Below are 19,215 nucleotides of genomic sequence, written 5' to 3'. Positions count from 1 at the left end.
TTTTATTGGTCTGATAACTGTTCCTTAATTCTTAATCCTAAATTGAGTATATTTGAGAAGTACTTATAGTACTCTTTAAACACTTCATAAGTGAACTCATCATACTTCATAAATTTTGGCGGATGATACCCAAAATGAATCTCTTTTAGATTAGAACCTAAATATACTTTCTTTTTAGATAACTCAATACTATTTAATGAAGACTCAAATATGTTTATATAGTAACTATCAATAATTTCGTTTGATTCAAATGGAACAAATTCACTATATAGTTCACCTTCTTGTTTCGAAAACTTAACACCCTTTAGTTTAGGTCTACCTTTGGTACGCAGTTGAAATGTTTTACTACACATTTTCTTATAGATCATATATATCCCATCAAAGTGAACTGTTGAACTTTTCCCATTACTTGTTACTAGTGTACAGTTCATTATATTGATATCTTCACCAATAATTTGAAATCTAGTAGAAACACTAGCAAGTCTAGTAAACAAACCCATCTCTTTGTTAAAGTTGTTTCTTACTTTAATTTTATCTAAGTAATCGAAATTAGTACTATTCTCGTAATTATAAAGGTTAATTACTTCTTTATTTACAACTTCCTTTACTAACTTACCTTTGTAAACACTAGGTACAATTAAGTGTGTTAATAAAGTAATCAGTGACCCAACACCTATAGGTATAGCATAAAAACCTACTTTCGCAGTAGACAGATACATAATAAGACAAGCAAATAAAGCTGATAAGAAAGCAAAAAGTTCGATACCTCTAATCACTTTTTTGGACTTCGTAATTAATTCACCTTGTTTTTCAACAATATTTCTTAATGCCCCTTGATGACTGGCTCCATTATCATAATAATCCATAGTATCACTCCTGACATAATAATTATATATATCCTAAAGAAAAAAAGCAACCGCAGTTGCTTTTTCATGAAATACAAAAGAGAGAAGACCTGATCAAGGTTTACACAAATACTTTTTCCTTTAATAAATACTAGGTATCTATCAACAGAATTTCTGACTGATCACGTCATTAAGTGTCTTTAGATTTTTATTATAGCTCCGACACTTAATAGATAAATCTATTTAATGATTTGCTAATTTTATTTATTCTAATTTCTCTTATTTCTTTAATCTTTTTACTTTTCTGTTTTCAAGAAGCGAATATAAGTGTGTTTCTTCTCTCCGTATATTAATTAAAACACTTTAATGTGCTAAAGTCAACGATTCTGGAGAAGGTTTTTATCCACATAGTTTTCCACATTTGGAGCGGTCATTAGTTTAATCCCTACGTAGAGAATAGAAAATAGTTTGGAAATTAAACTGGTCGTGGATAACTAATTCATTATTGTGGATAACTAAATAAAAAAGGAGTTTTCACTCCTTTTTGTAGTCTTTAAAGCTTATCTTTACAAAAATAAGTCCTAATACTGAAATGAAACTCATAAGTAAAAAGATTGATCTTAAACCTAGACTCTCCACTAAATACCCACCTATAGAATTACCGAAGATAGCCCCTACACCGTATGCAGTGTACATTAAACCAAAGTTTTTAGAATAGTCTTTTTTACCGAATAATTCAATTGTAGTACTTGGTGCTAGACTCAACCAGCCACCGAAGTTTAGATAGAATAAGATAAAACTAACTATAAAGATAAAATAACTAGTACTAAATGTGTAATGTAGTAACGTTGCGAATATCAAAGTAATAAAAGATATAATAGCACTTTTTTTAAACCCTATACGATCGTGAAGATAACCAAAAAGTGGTCTTCCCAAGCCATTAAATATGGCAAACAACCCGAGTAGAATCGCGATTGCATTTTGATCTATACCTATTAGTTCTTTTCCTATATTACCTGTAAAGCCAATAAATGTTAAACCAATAAATGTCCCTAAAAAGAATAAGATGTAAAGACTTATAAACTTCTTGTTTTTGATTATACTATATTCTAATCTATCTTTATTCTTTGGTTGAGTATCACGACTAGAAAGAACAAGTATAAGAGGAATTGTTAATATCAAATAAGATATACCTAAATAGAGAAAAGTAACGCTTAATCCTTGATTAATGATAAGGGAATTTATAAGTGGTGCAAATACCAAGGGTGAAAGTCCAAATCCTAGTAAGACTATCCCTGTTAATAGTCCAGTATTATGATAATCTAGCTGTGGAACTATTCTTAATGGTAACCCATATAAAATACCAACACCAGTTCCAACAATAACTCCGTAGGTAATAGTTATTAAGAAAATCGAATTAACTTGTGATGATAAAACAAAACCTAAAGAAATTAAAATAACACCAATACTAGCAATTAGTCTCGTGTTAAATCTACTATAAAGTATTCCTCCTATAGCCATAAATAAACTAAAAAAGAATAATGCGATCATATAAGGGACCCCACTAGCAAACTTAGAAATATTTAAAGTGGTTTCTAGCTCTAGCCGAAACATACTGTAACTATATACGATTCCTAGTAACAGCATTAACATTGTTCCAATTACAACATATTGTAGTTGTTTTTTAAGCATATTATCATTCCTATCAAGTAAAAAGTATTCCTTATATATATTATAATAATATACTTTGAACTTCAAGATAAATGAATAAAAATAAAGAACTGATTTCTCAGTTCTTATTTATGTCCTTCTGTCGGGACGATACAAATAAACTTAAATTGACTTTCTCCAGTATTTCTAAATTGGTGAAGTTTGTCGTTTGGTACAAATGCATATGACCCAGATTCTACAGGATAAAATGTATCTTCAATTAAGATTTCACCTTTTCCTTCAATAATATAATTTATATGTGGCCAAGGATGAGAATGCTTAGGTGTGTATCCACCTGGTTCTACTTCTACAACTCTCATAACATGAGAGTCCCAACCTTCTTTTCCTGATACTAATACTTTCATTGCAGCGTCTTTAGCGCTAGGATGATTTACTACATTACCTTGTAAATCCTTAATATTACCAACAACCATTTTTAGCCTCCTATTTAAGTAAATCTCTAATATTTCTCATTTCTTTGTTTGGATCTGTGTACCAATTAGAAGCAAAGACACGGTATAGTTTCCAATTTCTTACTTCTAAGTATTTTTCTTGATGGAAAAGATCTCTTCTTGCGTCTAAATCAATTGGATTAGAAACATCACAAATGATACCAAGACTATAAGCTTTTGTCTCTTCGTTATAAATAGCTAGATTAATACTATAGTTACCAATCCCAATTGATGTTTCTACTTTGTAGTTGTTTCTCTCTAAACGTTTTTGGATATCTTTAACTAGTTCAGGAATGTTATTCTCATCGTCATTAGCCTCTCTAGTGTGAAGTTGATTTAAAACTTCTTTAGCTAAATGAGGTTTTTTATTTGATACATAGTAACAGTATCTCATATAATCTTTCAGTAATTTAGGTCCAGTGCTTTTTAAATCTTCTACTTTGAGTTCTTCTGGGAATAAACTTGAGACAAAGTAGATTTTTCTTTTAGCTCTACTTATAGCTACATTAAGTCTGTTTTGTCCACCATCATTGTTTAACCAACCAAATCTACGACGGACAAACCCTTCTGGGTCTCTTGCATACCCCATTGAGAATATGATTATATCTCGTTCATCACCTTGAACATTTTCAATATTTTTAACAAAGAGACTTTTATCTTCGCCTTCTTCGGTTCTAAATAATTCACTTTCAAATTCTTTTTGATATCTACTTCTTTTAAATAGTTCTTCATCAATGAGATTTTCAATACTATCTCTTTGGGTACTATTAAAAGTAATAACACCGATTGTTTCATTGTTTTCTCGTTCTCTAAAGACTTTTTTAATTAACTTAATAACCGCCTTAGCTTCTTCAGGATTACGTCTATTTTCAAAGACTCCATCTTTGACGTGAACATATTCAATTGGTGGTTTAACACTACTTGTTTGATTAGGGGAAACAATTAGTTTACCCTCGTAAAAAGCATGGTTACTAAATGCTATAAGTTCCTCATATTGGGAACGATAGTGGTAATTAAGAATCGTCTCTTGATACTTATATCTCGCTAAGTCTAAAAGACTTTTCGCATCCATAGAAACATCTCTTAGAACTTGATCTTCATAGAACTCATCTTCATCTTCTAAACGTCCAATACCTAAACTTGAAGGTCTTAACTGTTTTGTGTCACCAGCAATTACAACCTTATTAGCTCTGTAGATACATGGAATACCTTTTTCTACGTACATTTGTGAAGCTTCATCGAATATAACTAGGTCAAACATACCGTATACAAGAGGAATAATTGCACTAACTACTTCAGGTGTCATCATCCAAACTCTAACATTACTCATTAACTCTAACTGGAAGATATCAATAAACGCTTTAACACTTGGTTTTCTAGTGTTTTCTAAGACACGTTTTATATCCATAATACGTTTTGTATTAGCAAAATTAAATGCGTGTTTGTATAATTCCATCTCAAATGATTCAACAGTTACTTGTTTTTTCTCATTCATTAAACCATCTAGTTCGATTAATTTTTCACGATACTTATCAAAGATGTATAAATGTTTTTGATTTTTTGCCTTAAACTCTTCTAAATACCCAGTATAAAATGCATCAAATAAATACTTACGATATTTAGCAATATCATTAAAATCTCTGACTAAACTATGGTTTGCCAACATATGCAAGAAACTATGTTCTGGTTCTGTTAACTTGCTATAAATATTTCTTACTTTATTAAGCTTATTAATATTCTCTAAGATATAATAATGAAGTGTATCATCATCTAGTAATAAACGTAAGTATTTACTCTCTGTAAAGCTCTTCTTAGTTAGAAATAATAAACGTTTCTTATTTTTTTCAATGAACTGTTTTTTTAAGCGGTATCGCTTAATAAACCAAGCATGCTTAGTTTTTTCTTTATATGTTTTATATTCATTTGAAAATTCTTCAAAATCAATAATATTAGATCTACTTATTTTGGTTTCTAATTTACCTAAAACGGGATAGTTAGAAAGCATTTTATCATATATAAGTATATCGGTTAGATTTTGCTTTTTGGTAAATGTTTTTTCAATAGCATCTAAGACTTTAAAATCTGGTTTCTTAAATGTATTTCTAAACATTATATGAACTTTCTTAGGTGTTAGCTCTTTGATAATTTCCTTATCTTTAACGTATCTTCTATACAGTAAACTCATAGGAACATCTTGAATAGATGTATGGTATAACAGTTCTAAAGAACGATCCATAGCAAATAAAATATCTCTTATCTCTTCTTCTAATTTAAAGATATCATTATTTAGAGTTCTTTCTGGTGGAGAAGGTGTTACAAATTCTTTTAGTTTATGATAGAAATCTTGTTTGTTTTCAGCGTCATCAATAAACATAGAATACTTAGATGCACCTTTTAGACGAGAATAGATAACATCAAGTGCTACTTTTTTCTCACTTACTACAAGAACATTTTCTCCTTTTAAAACGCTACTAGCTATTAAACTAGTAATTGTTTGAGATTTACCTGTTCCTGGTGGACCCCAGATAACCAGTTTTTTCTCTTTGTTTAGTAAATCAATTACTTTTTCTTGAGCATAGTTAATCTCATTGATATAAGATAAACGTTTCTCTTCTACTTTATTAGGTTCGATAGCGAAGATAACATCTTTTTCATCCTCATAAAGGTTACTCTCATCGATTAAGCCTTCAAGTAATTCATTATATTTATTTTGATCTAAAATTTTACTCATGTCTTTTTGAATCATTGATGAATATAGCTTATATCTACCAATAGTTATGTTCTCACTAATCTCAAAAACACCAGTTCTTCTTTTTACAAATTTATCTTTAAGTTGCGGTTTAAATAGATCAAAGTCAAAATTGATTTGATTATCAGCGATATTAATTCCATTATTAGCGTAAAAGGGAATTACAATATCTTTTAAAGTTTTAATACTAAAATCATTTATATATGGAGCGTTAGAATCAATATCTGATTGCTCCATTTTAGACGTAGCTAATAATAAGTCACGGTTATATATTATATCTTTGTCTTTATCTTTTTTAATACTGAAATTCCTTTTACTTCTCTCTAGTTTAACAGGGAAGTAAAGCAAAGGAGCACGAATAGCAAAACGGTCTTTTTTGAAGACACCTTCAACATAAGGATAAGCAATATATAAGTCGTAAGATCCTGTTTCTTTCTCTTCTTTATTTGTTTCTCGGTATAAAGTAGTAATGTGTCTTTCTAAGTTTTCACCACTTAAAGTAGATGCAAATTCTAACCTTAATGTAGATACTCTTTTATTAGTTAAAAATTTAATCAGATTGATATCTTGATTTAAGGAAGCTAAATCAAAACTAGATCTTTTGACAGTTTTACCCATATAGAGATTTGGGTTTCTTCTTGAAATATTAGTTAATCTATCTTTGTAATGATCTAATACTTTATATGCATTTTTTGAAACTGTAACTTCTCTTACATTAGCTGTCTGATGTTTCATAACAACTTTTAAAAACTTTGTCGCGTAGTTATCTAGAAATTGACGATTTAATCCGGATATCGCTAAAAAATCGCTTATTTTAAGCGGTTTCTTATTTGATATTTCTTCTAATACATCATCAGTACAAATAATCGGAGCTATTCCTTTTACTTGTTTTTCTTCTTCTCTAATATTCTCTCTTAGAATATATAGGTCTTCTAGTAATTTAGTTTTCCAAAGAGCCATTTTGTTCACCCCATTAAGTCTATTAATAGTTTACCAAAAAATAGTAAAAAAACATAGTTTTAGTTTGTTATTAATTGATTAAATAGGAGTATAATATAAGTATAGATAACAAGAGGGTGATTTGATGAAAGATTTAAGTTGGATAAGAGATGGGTATTTTGCTCATAGAGGATTACATAACAAAGAAATACCAGAAAATACAATGACTGCTTTTTCTAATGCCGTTAGTCATGGCTTTGACATTGAACTGGATATCAGAATGACTAAGGATAAAGAAATAATTGTATTTCATGATAGTTCGTTAGCGAGGTTATGTGGGGAAGAAGTCAAAGTGGATGAATCAAATTATTCTGATATTGAAAATATTAGAGTTCTTAATTCAGATGAAACTATTCCATTACTGAAAAACGTCTTAACGCTACTACCAAACAAGACAGAGTATTTGATTGAGTTAAAACCTAGTATTCACTATAAAGAGTTTGTTAAGTTGTTTATAGAGTTGATGAGTAACTACCAAATAAAGTATGCCATCCACTCATTTGACCCTCGCATAGTTAATGAATTTAGGAAGCAAAGTCCTAATATCATTAGAGGGCAAATAGCTAGTACATTTCCAAATAGGAAAGGATTAATGCGTAAAGCAATAAAACACCTATTAACCAATATATATACAAAACCCGATTTTACAAATTATAATTTCAAAGATTTACCTAGAAAGAAACTAGATAAATTATATAAGAAAGGACATATGGTAATTTCCTATGTAGTTAGAAGCAAAGAAGATCTAGCATTTGTAAGAAAACACTATGATAATGCTGTATTTGAAAACTTTATTCCTGAAATAAAAAAAGAGATGTGAAATCACATCTCTTTTATTCTATACCTCATTTTTATTTCTTCTTTATCCTGATCGTATTTAGTGAATCCGAATTTCAAATATGAGTGATATGCACTTAAGTTCCCTTCCTCTACAGCCAGAAACACATAGTCCTTATTGTACTTGTATTCTCTAACCATAAAGTTAATACCTTCACAAATATACTCATTACTCAATCCTTTTCCAACAAACTTAGGATTGATCGCAAGACCAATTTCAATACCATCATCTTTCAGATAATACTCAAACAACCCAAACAACTCGTCATTTCTAAATACGGCAAAACCATCACAATTTAGAGGTCCTCTCATGTCACCAGTTAAATCATCATAATTGTCAAAATAAGGTTTCATATAAACACCTTTCATAAACCCATCATATTTCCAATTTGCGATTTCACTTGCATAATGTAGTCTCATTCGTTTGAATCTATACATGGAATCACCTCTTTTTGATATTATACCATATAAGGAAAAAAGGCCGCAGCCCTTTTTAATTAAATAGAAGTTATCTTCTAGACATTTTTCTTGAGATCATTTCAGCAGCTTTAATTAGTGGATAAGCGGCCGGAGATGCTGTTAACATTGGTTGTGTTCCAATTTGCGAACATAATAAATCAGTTATTGTCATTTTATTTTGAATGATGAATCCTAATACATTAGTTAATTCACCAGCACTAACACCGCCAATTACTTCACCACCCATAATTAACCCTGATGCTTTATTAGCAACAAGTTTAATACTTTGGTAATGAGGATTATTTAATTTTCCTGGATGTCTATCAATTCCTTTAAATGTTGCACTTAAGATATTGAATCCTTCAGCTTTTGCTCTTTTTTCTGTTAACCCTGCAACTCCGAAAGTTGTTTCTCCAATATTAGTAGAATAGATACTGATAGTTCCATTAAAAGTTTTGATTGTAGCTAAGTCATAAAGATTTAACGCAGCAACTCTAGCTTCAGCACATGCTGTTGAAGCTAACATGATAGGAACAATTCTTCCTGTTATAAAGTCGCGTTTTTGAGCGCAGTCTCCACATGCAAAGATATCTTTTTGATGAGTTCTCATATAAGCATCTACTTTAATAGATCCTTGACTATTTACACTTATACCTGAAGCTTTAGCTAATCCAACGTTTGATGTGTAACCGATTGACAATACTACTGCATCAACATCAATACTTGAACCATCTTTAAATACTAATTTTTCAGCTTTACCATTACCTTCAATAGCAGTGACAGCAACACCGTTTAACATTTTAACTCCACGATTAGTTAAAATGTCTTGAGCTACTAAACTAGTATCATCGTCAAATGCATTTCCTAAAATCGTTTCTTGTAACTCAACTAAAGTTACTTCTTTACCTATTTTATTCAATTCATCTGATAATTCAACACCGATGAATCCTGCTCCCACGACTGCTATTTTTTTACAGTCTTTCAATTTGTCATAAAACGTATCTAGATAGACTTTGTTTTTAGGTACTGTAAATACATTTTCTAAATCAGTTCCTTTTATGCTCTTTGGTACAAATGGTGTAGACCCAGTAGCGACAATTAATTTTTCATAAGAAATAACTGAACCATCTTCTGTTTCTAAAGTGTGTTCCTCTTTATTAATTCTTTCAACAGTATCAACTTTTATATTCACTCCTAAATTAACAAGACCACCATCAGGAAGAATATTACTGTCTGAAGTTCCTAGAGTTCCAAAAATATAAGGGATACCACAAGGAATCATTACTTTTTCTTCTTTTCTTAAAACCATTACATCTTTTTCAGGATAATTTGATTTAGCAGTCATAGCAGCAACTAATCCTGCTGCACTACCACCAATAACTACTATATCCATATCGATTTTCTTCATATATATAATTTCCTTTCATATATAATTTTCACCCTCATTATAGTACTCAAAAATGGGATTTCAAGTAAAATTGCTCTAATTATAAACAGCGACATACCAGAATAAATTAGATTCAGCTACATGATTAGATTTTCTGTTTTTCTTTACACGTTCATTGACATATTCATCAAGAAGTATTAGAGTAATTACAGGAGGTGTATTTATGTATAGATTAAAGAAATTACCTTATAAAAAAGACTATATCACTGTCGATATATATAGATTCTTAAGTAACGCTAATTACACCTTAGGTGAACTAAAAGGGGTTTTAGATTCTACACCCTACTTAGAAGTTATTCTTCGGTTACTAAACATCTATGAAGCAAAAACTTCATCTGAGATAGAAGGGGTAAAATCATCCTTCGAAGACGTCTTCTTGCAAAGTGTAACATCCTTAAAAAAGAATCCACATACTAATGAAGTTATAAATCATCTTCGGGCTATAAATATTATTTATAGAGATATATTAACAAAAAATAAACTATATCTAGAAGACATTAATCGGATACAGGAATTAATTGCACCTGAGCAAAAAGGGATAAGAAGGATTAGAGGGCACAAGATTTATAATAAACTTACTAATAAAGTTATATATATTCCCCCGCAAAACCAGAATGCTATTCTAGATTACCTAGAAAATCTATTAGAATATATTAACCTAAATCACGATAGATATGATCCTTTAATAAGAATGGCTATCATCCATTATCAATTTGAATGCATTCATCCTTATAGAGATGGTAATGGTAGAATTGGTAGGATTATCAATTCTATGTCATTAGTATTATCAAGAAGACTAAATTATCCAATATTAAATTTGAGTAGTTATTTAAATAATACTAAAGAAACATACTTTAAATTACTAGAAAAGTGTCATAATGATATTAATTACTTAGATGAATTTATTATATATATGCTTAAAGGTATAAATGAGACTGGTAAATTCACAGTCACGTTTATAAATCAAATCACAAGATTGATTAATAACTATAAACAGGAAATGCTAAGTAAGTTACCAAAAATATATTCTGAGAGATTATTAGTACACCTATTTAAGTATCCTTATACTAAAAATGAATTGCTAAGAATCGAACTTAATACATCAAGAACAACTTCAACTAAATACTTAAAACTTTTAGAGGAAGCCGGATTTATTGAAAGTTTTAAATATGGCAAAGAAGTAGTTTACAAAAACACTCAACTTATCAACATATTCTTATAAAGTGTTTTCTAGATATAATTTGATATACAATATACTATGGAGGTGTATTTATGAACGTAGCTATATATGGTGCTGGTGGTATGGGAACCGTTCTGGGTGCTTATATAACCAAAGCTGGATATGAAATCGATTTAATAAATCGTAACAAAGATCATATCAAAGTACTTAAAGCAAAAGGTGCTAAGATTATAGGTAAGGTAAATCTTACACAAAAAGTAACGGCGTTATTACCAGAAGAAATGACAAAAAAGTATGACATAATCCTTTTAATGACAAAGCAAAGATTCAACAAGGAGATTGTTGAATTCTTGGTTCCATTCTTAAGTGAGGATGGAGTTATTTGTACAATGCAAAATGGTCTTCCTGAACTTAGTGTTGCAAATATCATTGGTGATGACAGAACAATCGGTTGTACTATGAGCTGGGGTGCAACATTCCTTGGTAAAGGCGTAGTAGAATTAACTAGTGAGCCTTCTAGAGATGTATTAACTTATAGTATTGGTATGTATGGTGAAAATGATCAAAAGCATTTTGATCATATTGTAGAATTATTAGATACTATGGGAGATGTCAAAATCGAAAATAATTTTGTAGGAGCTAGATGGTCCAAACTTCTAGTAAACGCCGCATTTAGTGGTTTGAGTGTTGTAACAAATGCACGTTTTGGTGTAATAACTAAAAATAAAAAGACTAGATTACTAGCCTTAAAAGCAATAAAGGAATGTATTGATGTAGCTAAAGCTTCTAACATTACTATTGAACCTATTCAGGGAAAAGATGTTGTTAAACTAATGGATTACAACAATAAGTTTAGAAGATCAATAAGTATGTTTATTATACCTATAGCAATGAGAAAACATAAGCAAATAAAATCAAGTATGCTCAGAGATATCGAACGTAATAAGAAAACAGAAGTATACGCTATTAACGGTGTTGTGTGTGAACATGGTGATAAAGTTAATATCGATACACCCATAAATGATATGATTGTTAGTATTGTAGAAAAAATCGAGAATAAAGAATTAGAGCCTTGTTGGGATAATCTAAAATATTTTGATAAATTTAAAGGATGACAAATATTGTCATCCTTTTCTTTTAAAATAATTTAACTTTGAAACTTTCATATTCTATACTATTACTCAAATCAGAAATGATAAACTTAGAAATATTTCCTGGAGTGTTTTCTTTAATATGTTCAATAAATGCTGCTAGTACTTCTTCTTCTCCTTGGATAACCACTTGAACAAACCCATTGTACAAGTTTCTAACATATCCAGTTATTGGAAATTTTTTTGCAGCTCTATCTATTGTGAATCTCATTCCAACACCTTGAACTCTTCCTTCAAGAGTTAGCTGCATTGTTTTTTTCAATATGAACACCATCCTTTGATATGATTAATACATACTTATTATATCAAAAAAACACTTCTAAAAATAGAAGTGTTTAATATACGATTTTTTCAGCTAAAACTCCGGTCTCTAATTTATTTAGACACACTCTTAATTCTTTGAAGAAATCTTTGATATAGTTGCTATCACTATAGGTTTCATTAAATCTACTAGTGAATCTTTTACGGTACTTTAATGCTGTAATTTTAAATCGTTCTTTTAATAACTTATTTAAGTATTTCACATCACTAAACCCAGCCATATCGGAAATACTAAGTACACTTAGATTTGTTTCTCTTAATAATCTAAGAGCATACTCAAATCTAATATTAAACAGATATTCTCTAAAGGAAATACCAAACATTTCTTTCATTAGATGTGAAAGCCTAAATGTGCTTATACTTACTTGCTTAGCTACATCGTTTAAGGAAATTTTTTGTAGAAAATTATTATTTATATAATCGATTATTCGGTTTTGACGTTCAATATGAAAGGGAACGTCTTTTTTCTTGATATCTAAGTACTTCTCTTTTAATAACATTGTATATAACTCATAAATAAGCATATTGTAATAGCCGATAATTTTATATCTAATCAATATCGTTTGATTAGGAGATATTAAGAGTTTTATCAATTGGGATATTAAAAGTGGGACTTCTTTATATTTTTTAACTAGTTCCTCCAGTGTGTATACCCTATTAATAAACGCTAAACCTTTGTGCATTTCCACATATTCCTTAATATGTTCTTTTTTAAACCTATATGTGATAATCATCGTTTCAGCAGATGATTTCAATGAATGCATTTGATAAGGGTTTATCATGAATAATGTTTGAGGTGTTAGATCATATTGGATATTATCACAAACTATTGATGCATTACCTCTTAAAACCCAAATAAGTTCAGTTTCATCATGAACTTGAAATTTACTATCAACTTCTTTATTGAAGTATGTTTCGAATGGTAAAGTATAGTGAGAAAAAACGTCAGTACTTGTTTGATTCATAGTATCACCTCTTATTTATAATACCCTTTAAAAGTAGTTTATTCAACTTTTTATGACAATTATGCTATTTAGGTAATAAAGTAATCAACTTATATGACAAACATGCTAAAAACAATGTATTTTTGATATTGCAAAGGTTACACAATCTCCTTAATATAGTAATAGAGATTACAAATTAGGAGGTTTTATCAATGTTAACAACAGTATTAAGTTTTATCGTATCAATGAGTGTTTATATATTATTTTTATTCCTATTTTTAGAGTATACAAGAGAAAAGCAGAGTTTTTATAAATGGTTTTTCATCCTAGCATTAGCTACATTACCATTATGGTTCTATAACTTAGACTCATGGTTTAGATGGGCAAAATCATTTAGTGTTTTAATACCAATCTGTTTTGTGTCATTTGTCAGAATTTCTAATGATGGTAGCCACAAAGATGTCATGATGTCTTTAAAGAAAAAATGGCCTTTATGGATTTTATATTTAGTATTGAATTTAAATATCTTAGAAGCTACAATGCATGATTTTGAGGTAGGAAACATCTTCAATGCAATTTGTGGTTTAATTCTATGTATTACTATCCCACTTCCAACTAAACATTGGAGAATTGGTAAGAATGATGGGAAAAACTCATTCGCTGAGTTAATCGCAGATTTACCACTTGCATGGTGTTTATTATATGTCACTTGGAATGCAGCATTCGTGTATGGAGAAAATACAACTTTCGTTGCTTCAAGTATTTGTATTCTAATTGCACCTGAAATATGGATGTTAGTTAAAAGAAGAACAGATTTATGGTTAATGGGTCGTATTTACACATTAGCTATTCATATCCTAATTAGAGCAAGTTACGATATCTTTACACCTTTAATGGATTCAACATTATGGTTTAATGAATCAGTCCTTTATTATTGGGGACTAGTTAACCTTATATTACATGGGGGATACTTAATCTACTGGGCACTTAAATTAATGAACAAACCTTATGTAATAAAACATTCAGCTGAAGCATATGGTTATTAAAGGAGCATATTAATGAGTATAAAAATTATTGAAATTCAAAAAAGAGTCTATGCAAATAACGATGCTAAAGCAGAAGTTCTTCGAAATGAATTAAAAAGTAACCAAACATTTATGATTAACTTAATGAGTAGTCCTGGTAGTGGTAAAACAACATTTGTTGTTAGTACAATTAACCTGCTAAAAGAAGAATTAAATATTGGTGTTATCGAAGCTGATATTGATAGTGACGTTGATGCTATAACCGTTCAAAAAAGTGGTGCTAGAGTAATGCAACTTCATAGTGGTGGAATGTGTCATATCGACGCAGGAATGACCTCTGAAGGCTTAGAAGCACTAGATTATGAAGATTTAGACTTTGTTATATTGGAAAACATAGGAAATCTTATTTGTCCTGCAAGTTATGATTTAGGACAAGCAAAGAATGTAATGATTTTAAGTGTCCCAGAAGGACATGACAAACCATTGAAATACCCAAAAATGTTTACCAAAGTAGATGCTTTGATAATTAGTAAAGTTGATACAGTAAGTTTATTTGATTTTGATTTTGAAAAAGTTACCGAATACGCTAAAAGCTTAAATCCAGAAATTAACATCTTCCCACTTTCAGCCAAAACAGGTGAGGGTATGGATGCATGGATTAAATATATCAAAAACGAAATTATGGGATGGAGAACATAAACATGGCACAAGTTAAACTACTAGAATTTATCAATATGGTATCTGGTACAAAAATGAAGTCTAAGAAGGGTATTGGGTATGATGATCCAAGGTTCTTACTATTAGAAAAAGTTGTAACTGAAGAAATGGCTGAAGTAGCCTTATGTTTAAAATATCGTGATCACCAAACAATCGAGCAAATAGCTAATAAAGCTGGTAAAGATTTTGATACAACTAAAAAGTTATTATGGGATTTATGTATCGCTGGAGCTGCCAATATTAAACGTGAAGGTGAAATTAATACGTTTTGGTACGAAACATGGGTACCTGGAATCTTCGAAATGGTTGTTAATAATAAAGAAAATGTTCAAAAATATCCTCAAATAGCAAAAGCATTTGATGATTATGGACATTTAAGAAACCCTGTTGCTGCAGGTAACTTTCCAATTGGTACTGGGGTAATGAGAGTTATTCCAATTCAAAGTGCAGTTGATGGAAATACCAAAACAGTACCAAGTGAAGAAATATCTACATATGTAGAAAGCGCATCTTTATTTAGTGTTTCTGATTGTAGTTGTCGTACTTCTCGAGAAGAAAACGGTGAAGGTTGCGGACATTTAAAAGAAGACATGTGTATTCAACTAGATGATGCTGCTGAATATTACATTCGTACAGGTAGAGGTAAAGAAATCACAAAAGAAGAAGCATACGATATTTTAGATAGAGCTGAAAAAGATGGTCTTATGCATCAAATTCCTAATACTGAAGGAGATGGACATACCCATGCAATTTGTAACTGTTGTGGTTGTTCATGTTATGCATTAAGAGCAGCTAGTATGTATCTAAACCCTGATATGGTTAGATCAAACTATGTTTCTAAAGTAGATAAAGACTTATGTACTGGTTGCGGTGAATGTATTGATGTTTGTCCAACTAATGCCATAAAACTAGGTCAAAAACTATGTGTAAAAAATGAAATAGAAATTCCTGTTAGAACTGAATTTCCTCAAGATATGGAGTGGGGTGAAGAACACTGGAATCCTGATTATAGAGATAATAGAAAAGAAACACTTGAAAGTGGTACTTCTCCTTGTAAGACAGAATGTCCATCACATATAAGTATTCCTGCTTATATTAAACTTGCATCTCAAGGTAGATACCACGAAGCATTAGAACTTATAAAAAAAGACAATCCATTCCCTGCTGTTTGCGGAAGAGTTTGTCCTGCATTATGTGAAAGTGCATGTACTCGTGGTGATTTAGATGAAGCTGTTGCAATTGATGAAATCAAAAAATTTATTGCTGAGCAAGACTTAAATGAAGAGAATCGTTTTATCCCTAATATAAAGCATGCCTACGATAAAAACATCGCAATCATCGGTGGTGGTCCATCAGGACTAAGTTGTGCTTACTACTTAGCAATAGAAGGATACAAAGTAACTGTCTTCGAAAAAGAAAAAGCACTAGGTGGAATGTTAACATTTGGTATTCCTAACTTTAGATTAGAGAAAAATGTTATAAATGCTGAAATCGCTATTCTAGGTGAAATGGGTGTTAAGTTCAATTTAGGTGTTGAAGTTGGTACTGATATTACAGTAGAAGAAATGAAAAATAATGGATTTGATGCTTTCTATATTGCTATTGGTGCACAAAAAGGTAGAGCATTAGGAATTAAAAACGAAGATAAAACTAATGTCATTACTGGTGTTGACTTCTTAAGAAATGTAGCCTTAGATAATCAAGAAGATGTTCATGGAAACATTGTTATTATCGGTGGTGGAAATGTTGCAATTGATGTTGCTAGAACTGCAGTACGTAAAGGTGGCAGAAACGTTCAAATGTTCTGTTTAGAGGACAGAGACAACATGCCTGCATTACAGGATGAAGTTCATGAAGCACTAGAAGAAAATATTTCTATCAACAACAGTTATGGTCCAAAAGAATTTATTGTTAAAGATGGAAAAGTTACTCAAGTTGTCTTCCACAAATGCTTAAGTGTCCAAGATGAATCGGGTAGATTTAATCCAAAGTTTGATGAAACAGATTCTATGACAATAGATGCTGATTTTATCTTAACAGCTGTAGGACAACAAATTGATTTCAATAAACTACTAACAGGATTAAACATAGAATTAAACACAAACAATACTATCAAAGTGGATTCACTAACTTTGCAGTCTAGTGAAAAAAATATCTTTGCTGGTGGAGATGTTGTGACTGGACCTAAATATGCAATTGATGCGATTGCCTTGGGTAAAGAGGCAGCTATCAGTATTCATAGATATGTAAACAAAGGCCAAAGCTTAACTTATGGCCGTAAACGTAACTATTATAAAGCCCTAGATAAAAACAATGTAGAATACAAAGGTTACGACTTAACTCAAAGACAAGTATCTAAAGTAGATCATATCAAAAACTTAAAAGGTTCATTTGATGATCCTCGTGGTGTTCTAACTGAAGAGCAAATAAAAATTGAAACATCAAGATGTTTAAGTTGTGGTGTTACAATAGTTGATGAATTCCTATGTGTTGGTTGTGGAGCTTGTACAACAAGATGTAAATTTGATGCTATTAAACTAGAAAAAGTTCATGAGGGATATGGTGTAGATTTCCCAGATCTAAAACCAATAATTATAAAAGCTGCTCTAAAAAGAAAAGCAAGAATCTTCTTCAAAAATATTGGTAAGAAGTTTAAAGTAAGAGGTTAATATGCATGAATTAGGTATAGTTTTAGAAATAGTAAAGCAAGTTGAAGAATACAAAATAAGTAATAGTATTGAAGACATTGAAGCATTAGTTCTCCAAATTGGAGAACTAAGCGGAGTTGTTCCTAGATATATTGAAGATGTATATCCAATGGCTATAGAAAACACATCTCTAAGCAAAACAAAACTAATAATTCAAATAGAACCAGGTATTGGAAAATGCAAGGAATGTGGTTTGAGTTTCAACTTAGTTCAAAATGACAATATATGTCCCTTATGTGGACATACCAAATGGGATATATTAATGGGTACAGAGTTACTCATTAAAGAAATACATGCCAAAGAATAAAGGACTCAATTATTGAGTCCTTTTTTTTGTAATACTAGCAAATTTATCATATTTTACTTTCCACTGATTCTAACTACTAGTTTACGATTTCTAGGTCCATCAAATTCCATAAAGTAAATTGCCTGCCAAATCCCTAGAATCATTTCTCGTTTTGATATCAGTATTGTTTTTTCAACACCAATAACACTAGATTTAATATGTGCGTGCGAGTTTCCTTCGTTATGGATATAATCTTTATCTCTTGGAAAAGTTCTTCTAAGGCCTAATAACATGTCATCCTTAACATCTGGATCAGCATTCTCATTTATAGTAATTGCTGCAGTTGTATGTGGTACAAACAAAATAACTTCTCCCTCGGTAACACCCGAATCTTGAATTAGTCTAGAAACTCTACTTGTTATGTTTATCATCTCATCTTCATTATCACTTCTAACATCTATTATGTGAGTTTTACAAATCATATTAGCACCTGCTTTCCATATATATTATAACACAAGGAAATAACCAAACTTAGCAAATTTAAATAGCATTTCCTTATTTTTATGTTAAGATAGTATATGATATTGCATACATCAAAACAGCAAAGGGGGATGCATTATGAACCACTTAAATCTTATTTCAACTATATGTTTATTACTGTGGATTATCTACATAGTAGTAATGTTAAAGAAATCTGAGAAAATAGTAGATTTGTTCCTTAAAATTCAACTACTAATAGTCCTACTATATAATACAGGAATTATCATTGTTTTCCCTTATAAAGTGCCTGTAGAGTTTTCAACATTGTCTTACTTTGTTGTACCGTTTATAGTTTTATTAAATGTAAAGGAACTACGAATTTGGGCAGCGTATACTGCTCTACTATCAGGTGCAGGATATTATATATCAATGGTCCTGTATGGTAATGATCTTTTTGGTCACTTCCCAGTTTACAGCGTAGTGACTTCACTATTTAATCATGGATCATTATTAGCATACTCAATTATCGTGATTCTAACTTATAACATCAAGAAAAGAGATAAATATATTTTATTGGGTGGAGTGTTTTTCAATATTGTTTGGGCTTTATCTTTAAGACAATTTGTTTTACATCCAGGAAGAATATTTATTTATGAAATATTAGATGCTTATCTTGTTAAGGCTTATTTTCCTAATAGTAATTTTACTGGTGTAATAATATACTTCATAATAGTTTTTTCTCTACTATTCTTATCAATGAAATTAGTATATGTAGCCAATCATATCTATAAGCAAAAAGTATTAATAAAAACGAAATAGATTACTTGTGAAAAATTGTACTTTTTAGATTAATTTATCACATTTATGACCATTCCAGTATATACTGGAAATAGTTAAAAAGGGGT

At 30.4% G+C, this 19,215-nt stretch carries 17 protein-coding genes; 8 read left to right on the top strand and 9 right to left on the bottom strand.

Features of this window, described 5'->3' with window-relative positions:
• Nucleotides 1–2: 2 nt before the first annotated feature.
• The 4 genes from KQ51_RS03215 to KQ51_RS03200 all read right to left on the bottom strand — a co-directional run bounded on the left by KQ51_RS03215 (nucleotide 3) and on the right by KQ51_RS03200 (nucleotide 6,716).
• Nucleotides 3–866: a hypothetical protein gene (locus tag KQ51_RS03215; protein ID WP_038468831.1), complete on the bottom strand. Its 864-nt coding sequence runs from the start codon at nucleotides 864–866 to the stop codon at nucleotides 3–5.
• A gap of 513 nt (nucleotides 867–1,379) precedes the next feature.
• Complete coding sequence (locus KQ51_RS03210; protein WP_052609122.1) at nucleotides 1,380–2,537, bottom strand: OFA family MFS transporter; 1,158 nt, start codon at nucleotides 2,535–2,537, stop codon at nucleotides 1,380–1,382.
• 104 nt (nucleotides 2,538–2,641) lie between these two features.
• A complete protein-coding gene (locus KQ51_RS03205) occupies nucleotides 2,642–2,989 on the bottom strand; it encodes a cupin domain-containing protein (protein ID WP_038468828.1) in 348 nt (115 codons plus the stop codon).
• 10 nt (nucleotides 2,990–2,999) lie between these two features.
• A complete protein-coding gene (locus KQ51_RS03200) occupies nucleotides 3,000–6,716 on the bottom strand; it encodes an AAA domain-containing protein (RefSeq protein WP_038468824.1) in 3,717 nt (1,238 codons plus the stop codon).
• A gap of 124 nt (nucleotides 6,717–6,840) precedes the next feature.
• On the opposite strand from KQ51_RS03200, the gene KQ51_RS03195 reads away from it, so the two are divergent.
• The gene (locus KQ51_RS03195; protein ID WP_038468821.1) at nucleotides 6,841–7,575 is read left to right on the top strand and encodes a glycerophosphodiester phosphodiesterase family protein; all 735 of its coding nucleotides are present in this window, start codon (nucleotides 6,841–6,843) and stop codon (nucleotides 7,573–7,575) included.
• Nucleotides 7,576–7,577: 2 nt separating this feature from the next.
• Here KQ51_RS03195 and KQ51_RS03190 read toward each other — a convergent pair whose 3' ends face one another.
• Nucleotides 7,578–8,030, bottom strand: a complete 453-nt coding sequence (locus KQ51_RS03190) for a GNAT family N-acetyltransferase (RefSeq protein WP_038468818.1) — start codon at nucleotides 8,028–8,030, stop codon at nucleotides 7,578–7,580.
• 70 nt (nucleotides 8,031–8,100) lie between these two features.
• Complete coding sequence (locus tag KQ51_RS03185) at nucleotides 8,101–9,459, bottom strand: FAD-dependent oxidoreductase (protein ID WP_038468816.1); 1,359 nt, start codon at nucleotides 9,457–9,459, stop codon at nucleotides 8,101–8,103.
• A 202-nt stretch (nucleotides 9,460–9,661) separates the two neighbouring features.
• On the opposite strand from KQ51_RS03185, the gene KQ51_RS03180 reads away from it, so the two are divergent.
• Together KQ51_RS03180 and KQ51_RS03175 are read left to right on the top strand one after the other, a co-directional pair.
• Nucleotides 9,662–10,720: a Fic family protein gene (locus tag KQ51_RS03180; protein ID WP_038468813.1), complete on the top strand. Its 1,059-nt coding sequence runs from the start codon at nucleotides 9,662–9,664 to the stop codon at nucleotides 10,718–10,720.
• Nucleotides 10,721–10,770: 50 nt separating this feature from the next.
• A complete protein-coding gene (locus tag KQ51_RS03175; RefSeq protein WP_038468811.1) occupies nucleotides 10,771–11,793 on the top strand; it encodes a ketopantoate reductase family protein in 1,023 nt (340 codons plus the stop codon).
• Nucleotides 11,794–11,815: 22 nt separating this feature from the next.
• On the opposite strand, the gene KQ51_RS03170 is transcribed toward KQ51_RS03175, so the two are convergent.
• Nucleotides 11,816–12,091, bottom strand: a complete 276-nt coding sequence (locus KQ51_RS03170) for an acylphosphatase (protein ID WP_038468808.1) — start codon at nucleotides 12,089–12,091, stop codon at nucleotides 11,816–11,818.
• Between the two features lie 73 nt (nucleotides 12,092–12,164).
• On the bottom strand, nucleotides 12,165–13,115 hold the full coding sequence (locus KQ51_RS03165) for an AraC family transcriptional regulator (RefSeq protein ID WP_038468806.1): 951 nt from the start codon (nucleotides 13,113–13,115) through the stop codon (nucleotides 12,165–12,167).
• A 191-nt stretch (nucleotides 13,116–13,306) separates the two neighbouring features.
• Here KQ51_RS03165 and KQ51_RS03160 point away from each other — a divergent pair, with 191 nt between their 5' ends.
• Genes KQ51_RS03160 through KQ51_RS03145 form a run of 4 tightly spaced genes read left to right on the top strand, consistent with a single transcriptional unit; the run spans nucleotide 13,307 to nucleotide 17,851 of the window.
• Nucleotides 13,307–14,140 (top strand): hypothetical protein, encoded by an 834-nt coding sequence (locus KQ51_RS03160; RefSeq protein ID WP_038468803.1) that lies wholly within the window; start codon nucleotides 13,307–13,309, stop codon nucleotides 14,138–14,140.
• A gap of 12 nt (nucleotides 14,141–14,152) precedes the next feature.
• Nucleotides 14,153–14,818: a hydrogenase nickel incorporation protein HypB gene (hypB, locus tag KQ51_RS03155; protein WP_038468800.1), complete on the top strand. Its 666-nt coding sequence runs from the start codon at nucleotides 14,153–14,155 to the stop codon at nucleotides 14,816–14,818.
• 2 nt (nucleotides 14,819–14,820) lie between these two features.
• A complete protein-coding gene (locus tag KQ51_RS03150; RefSeq protein WP_038468797.1) occupies nucleotides 14,821–17,505 on the top strand; it encodes an FAD-dependent oxidoreductase in 2,685 nt (894 codons plus the stop codon).
• A gap of 1 nt (nucleotide 17,506) precedes the next feature.
• The gene (locus KQ51_RS03145; RefSeq protein ID WP_038468794.1) at nucleotides 17,507–17,851 is read left to right on the top strand and encodes a hydrogenase maturation nickel metallochaperone HypA/HybF; all 345 of its coding nucleotides are present in this window, start codon (nucleotides 17,507–17,509) and stop codon (nucleotides 17,849–17,851) included.
• 53 nt (nucleotides 17,852–17,904) lie between these two features.
• Here KQ51_RS03145 and KQ51_RS03140 read toward each other — a convergent pair whose 3' ends face one another.
• Entirely contained in the window at nucleotides 17,905–18,312 is a 408-nt protein-coding gene (locus tag KQ51_RS03140) for a secondary thiamine-phosphate synthase enzyme YjbQ (protein WP_038468792.1), read from the bottom strand.
• Nucleotides 18,313–18,448: 136 nt separating this feature from the next.
• On the opposite strand from KQ51_RS03140, the gene KQ51_RS03135 reads away from it, so the two are divergent.
• Nucleotides 18,449–19,129 (top strand): hypothetical protein, encoded by a 681-nt coding sequence (locus KQ51_RS03135; protein ID WP_038468789.1) that lies wholly within the window; start codon nucleotides 18,449–18,451, stop codon nucleotides 19,127–19,129.
• Nucleotides 19,130–19,215: the final 86 nt, after the last annotated feature.

It is taken from the genome of Candidatus Izimaplasma bacterium HR1, assembly GCA_000755705.1.
Taxonomy (GTDB): domain Bacteria; phylum Bacillota_I; class Bacilli_A; order Izemoplasmatales; family Izemoplasmataceae; genus Xianfuyuplasma.
The sequence above is the reverse complement of the archived record's forward strand: the minus strand, read 5'-3'. Positions and strand labels throughout refer to the sequence as shown.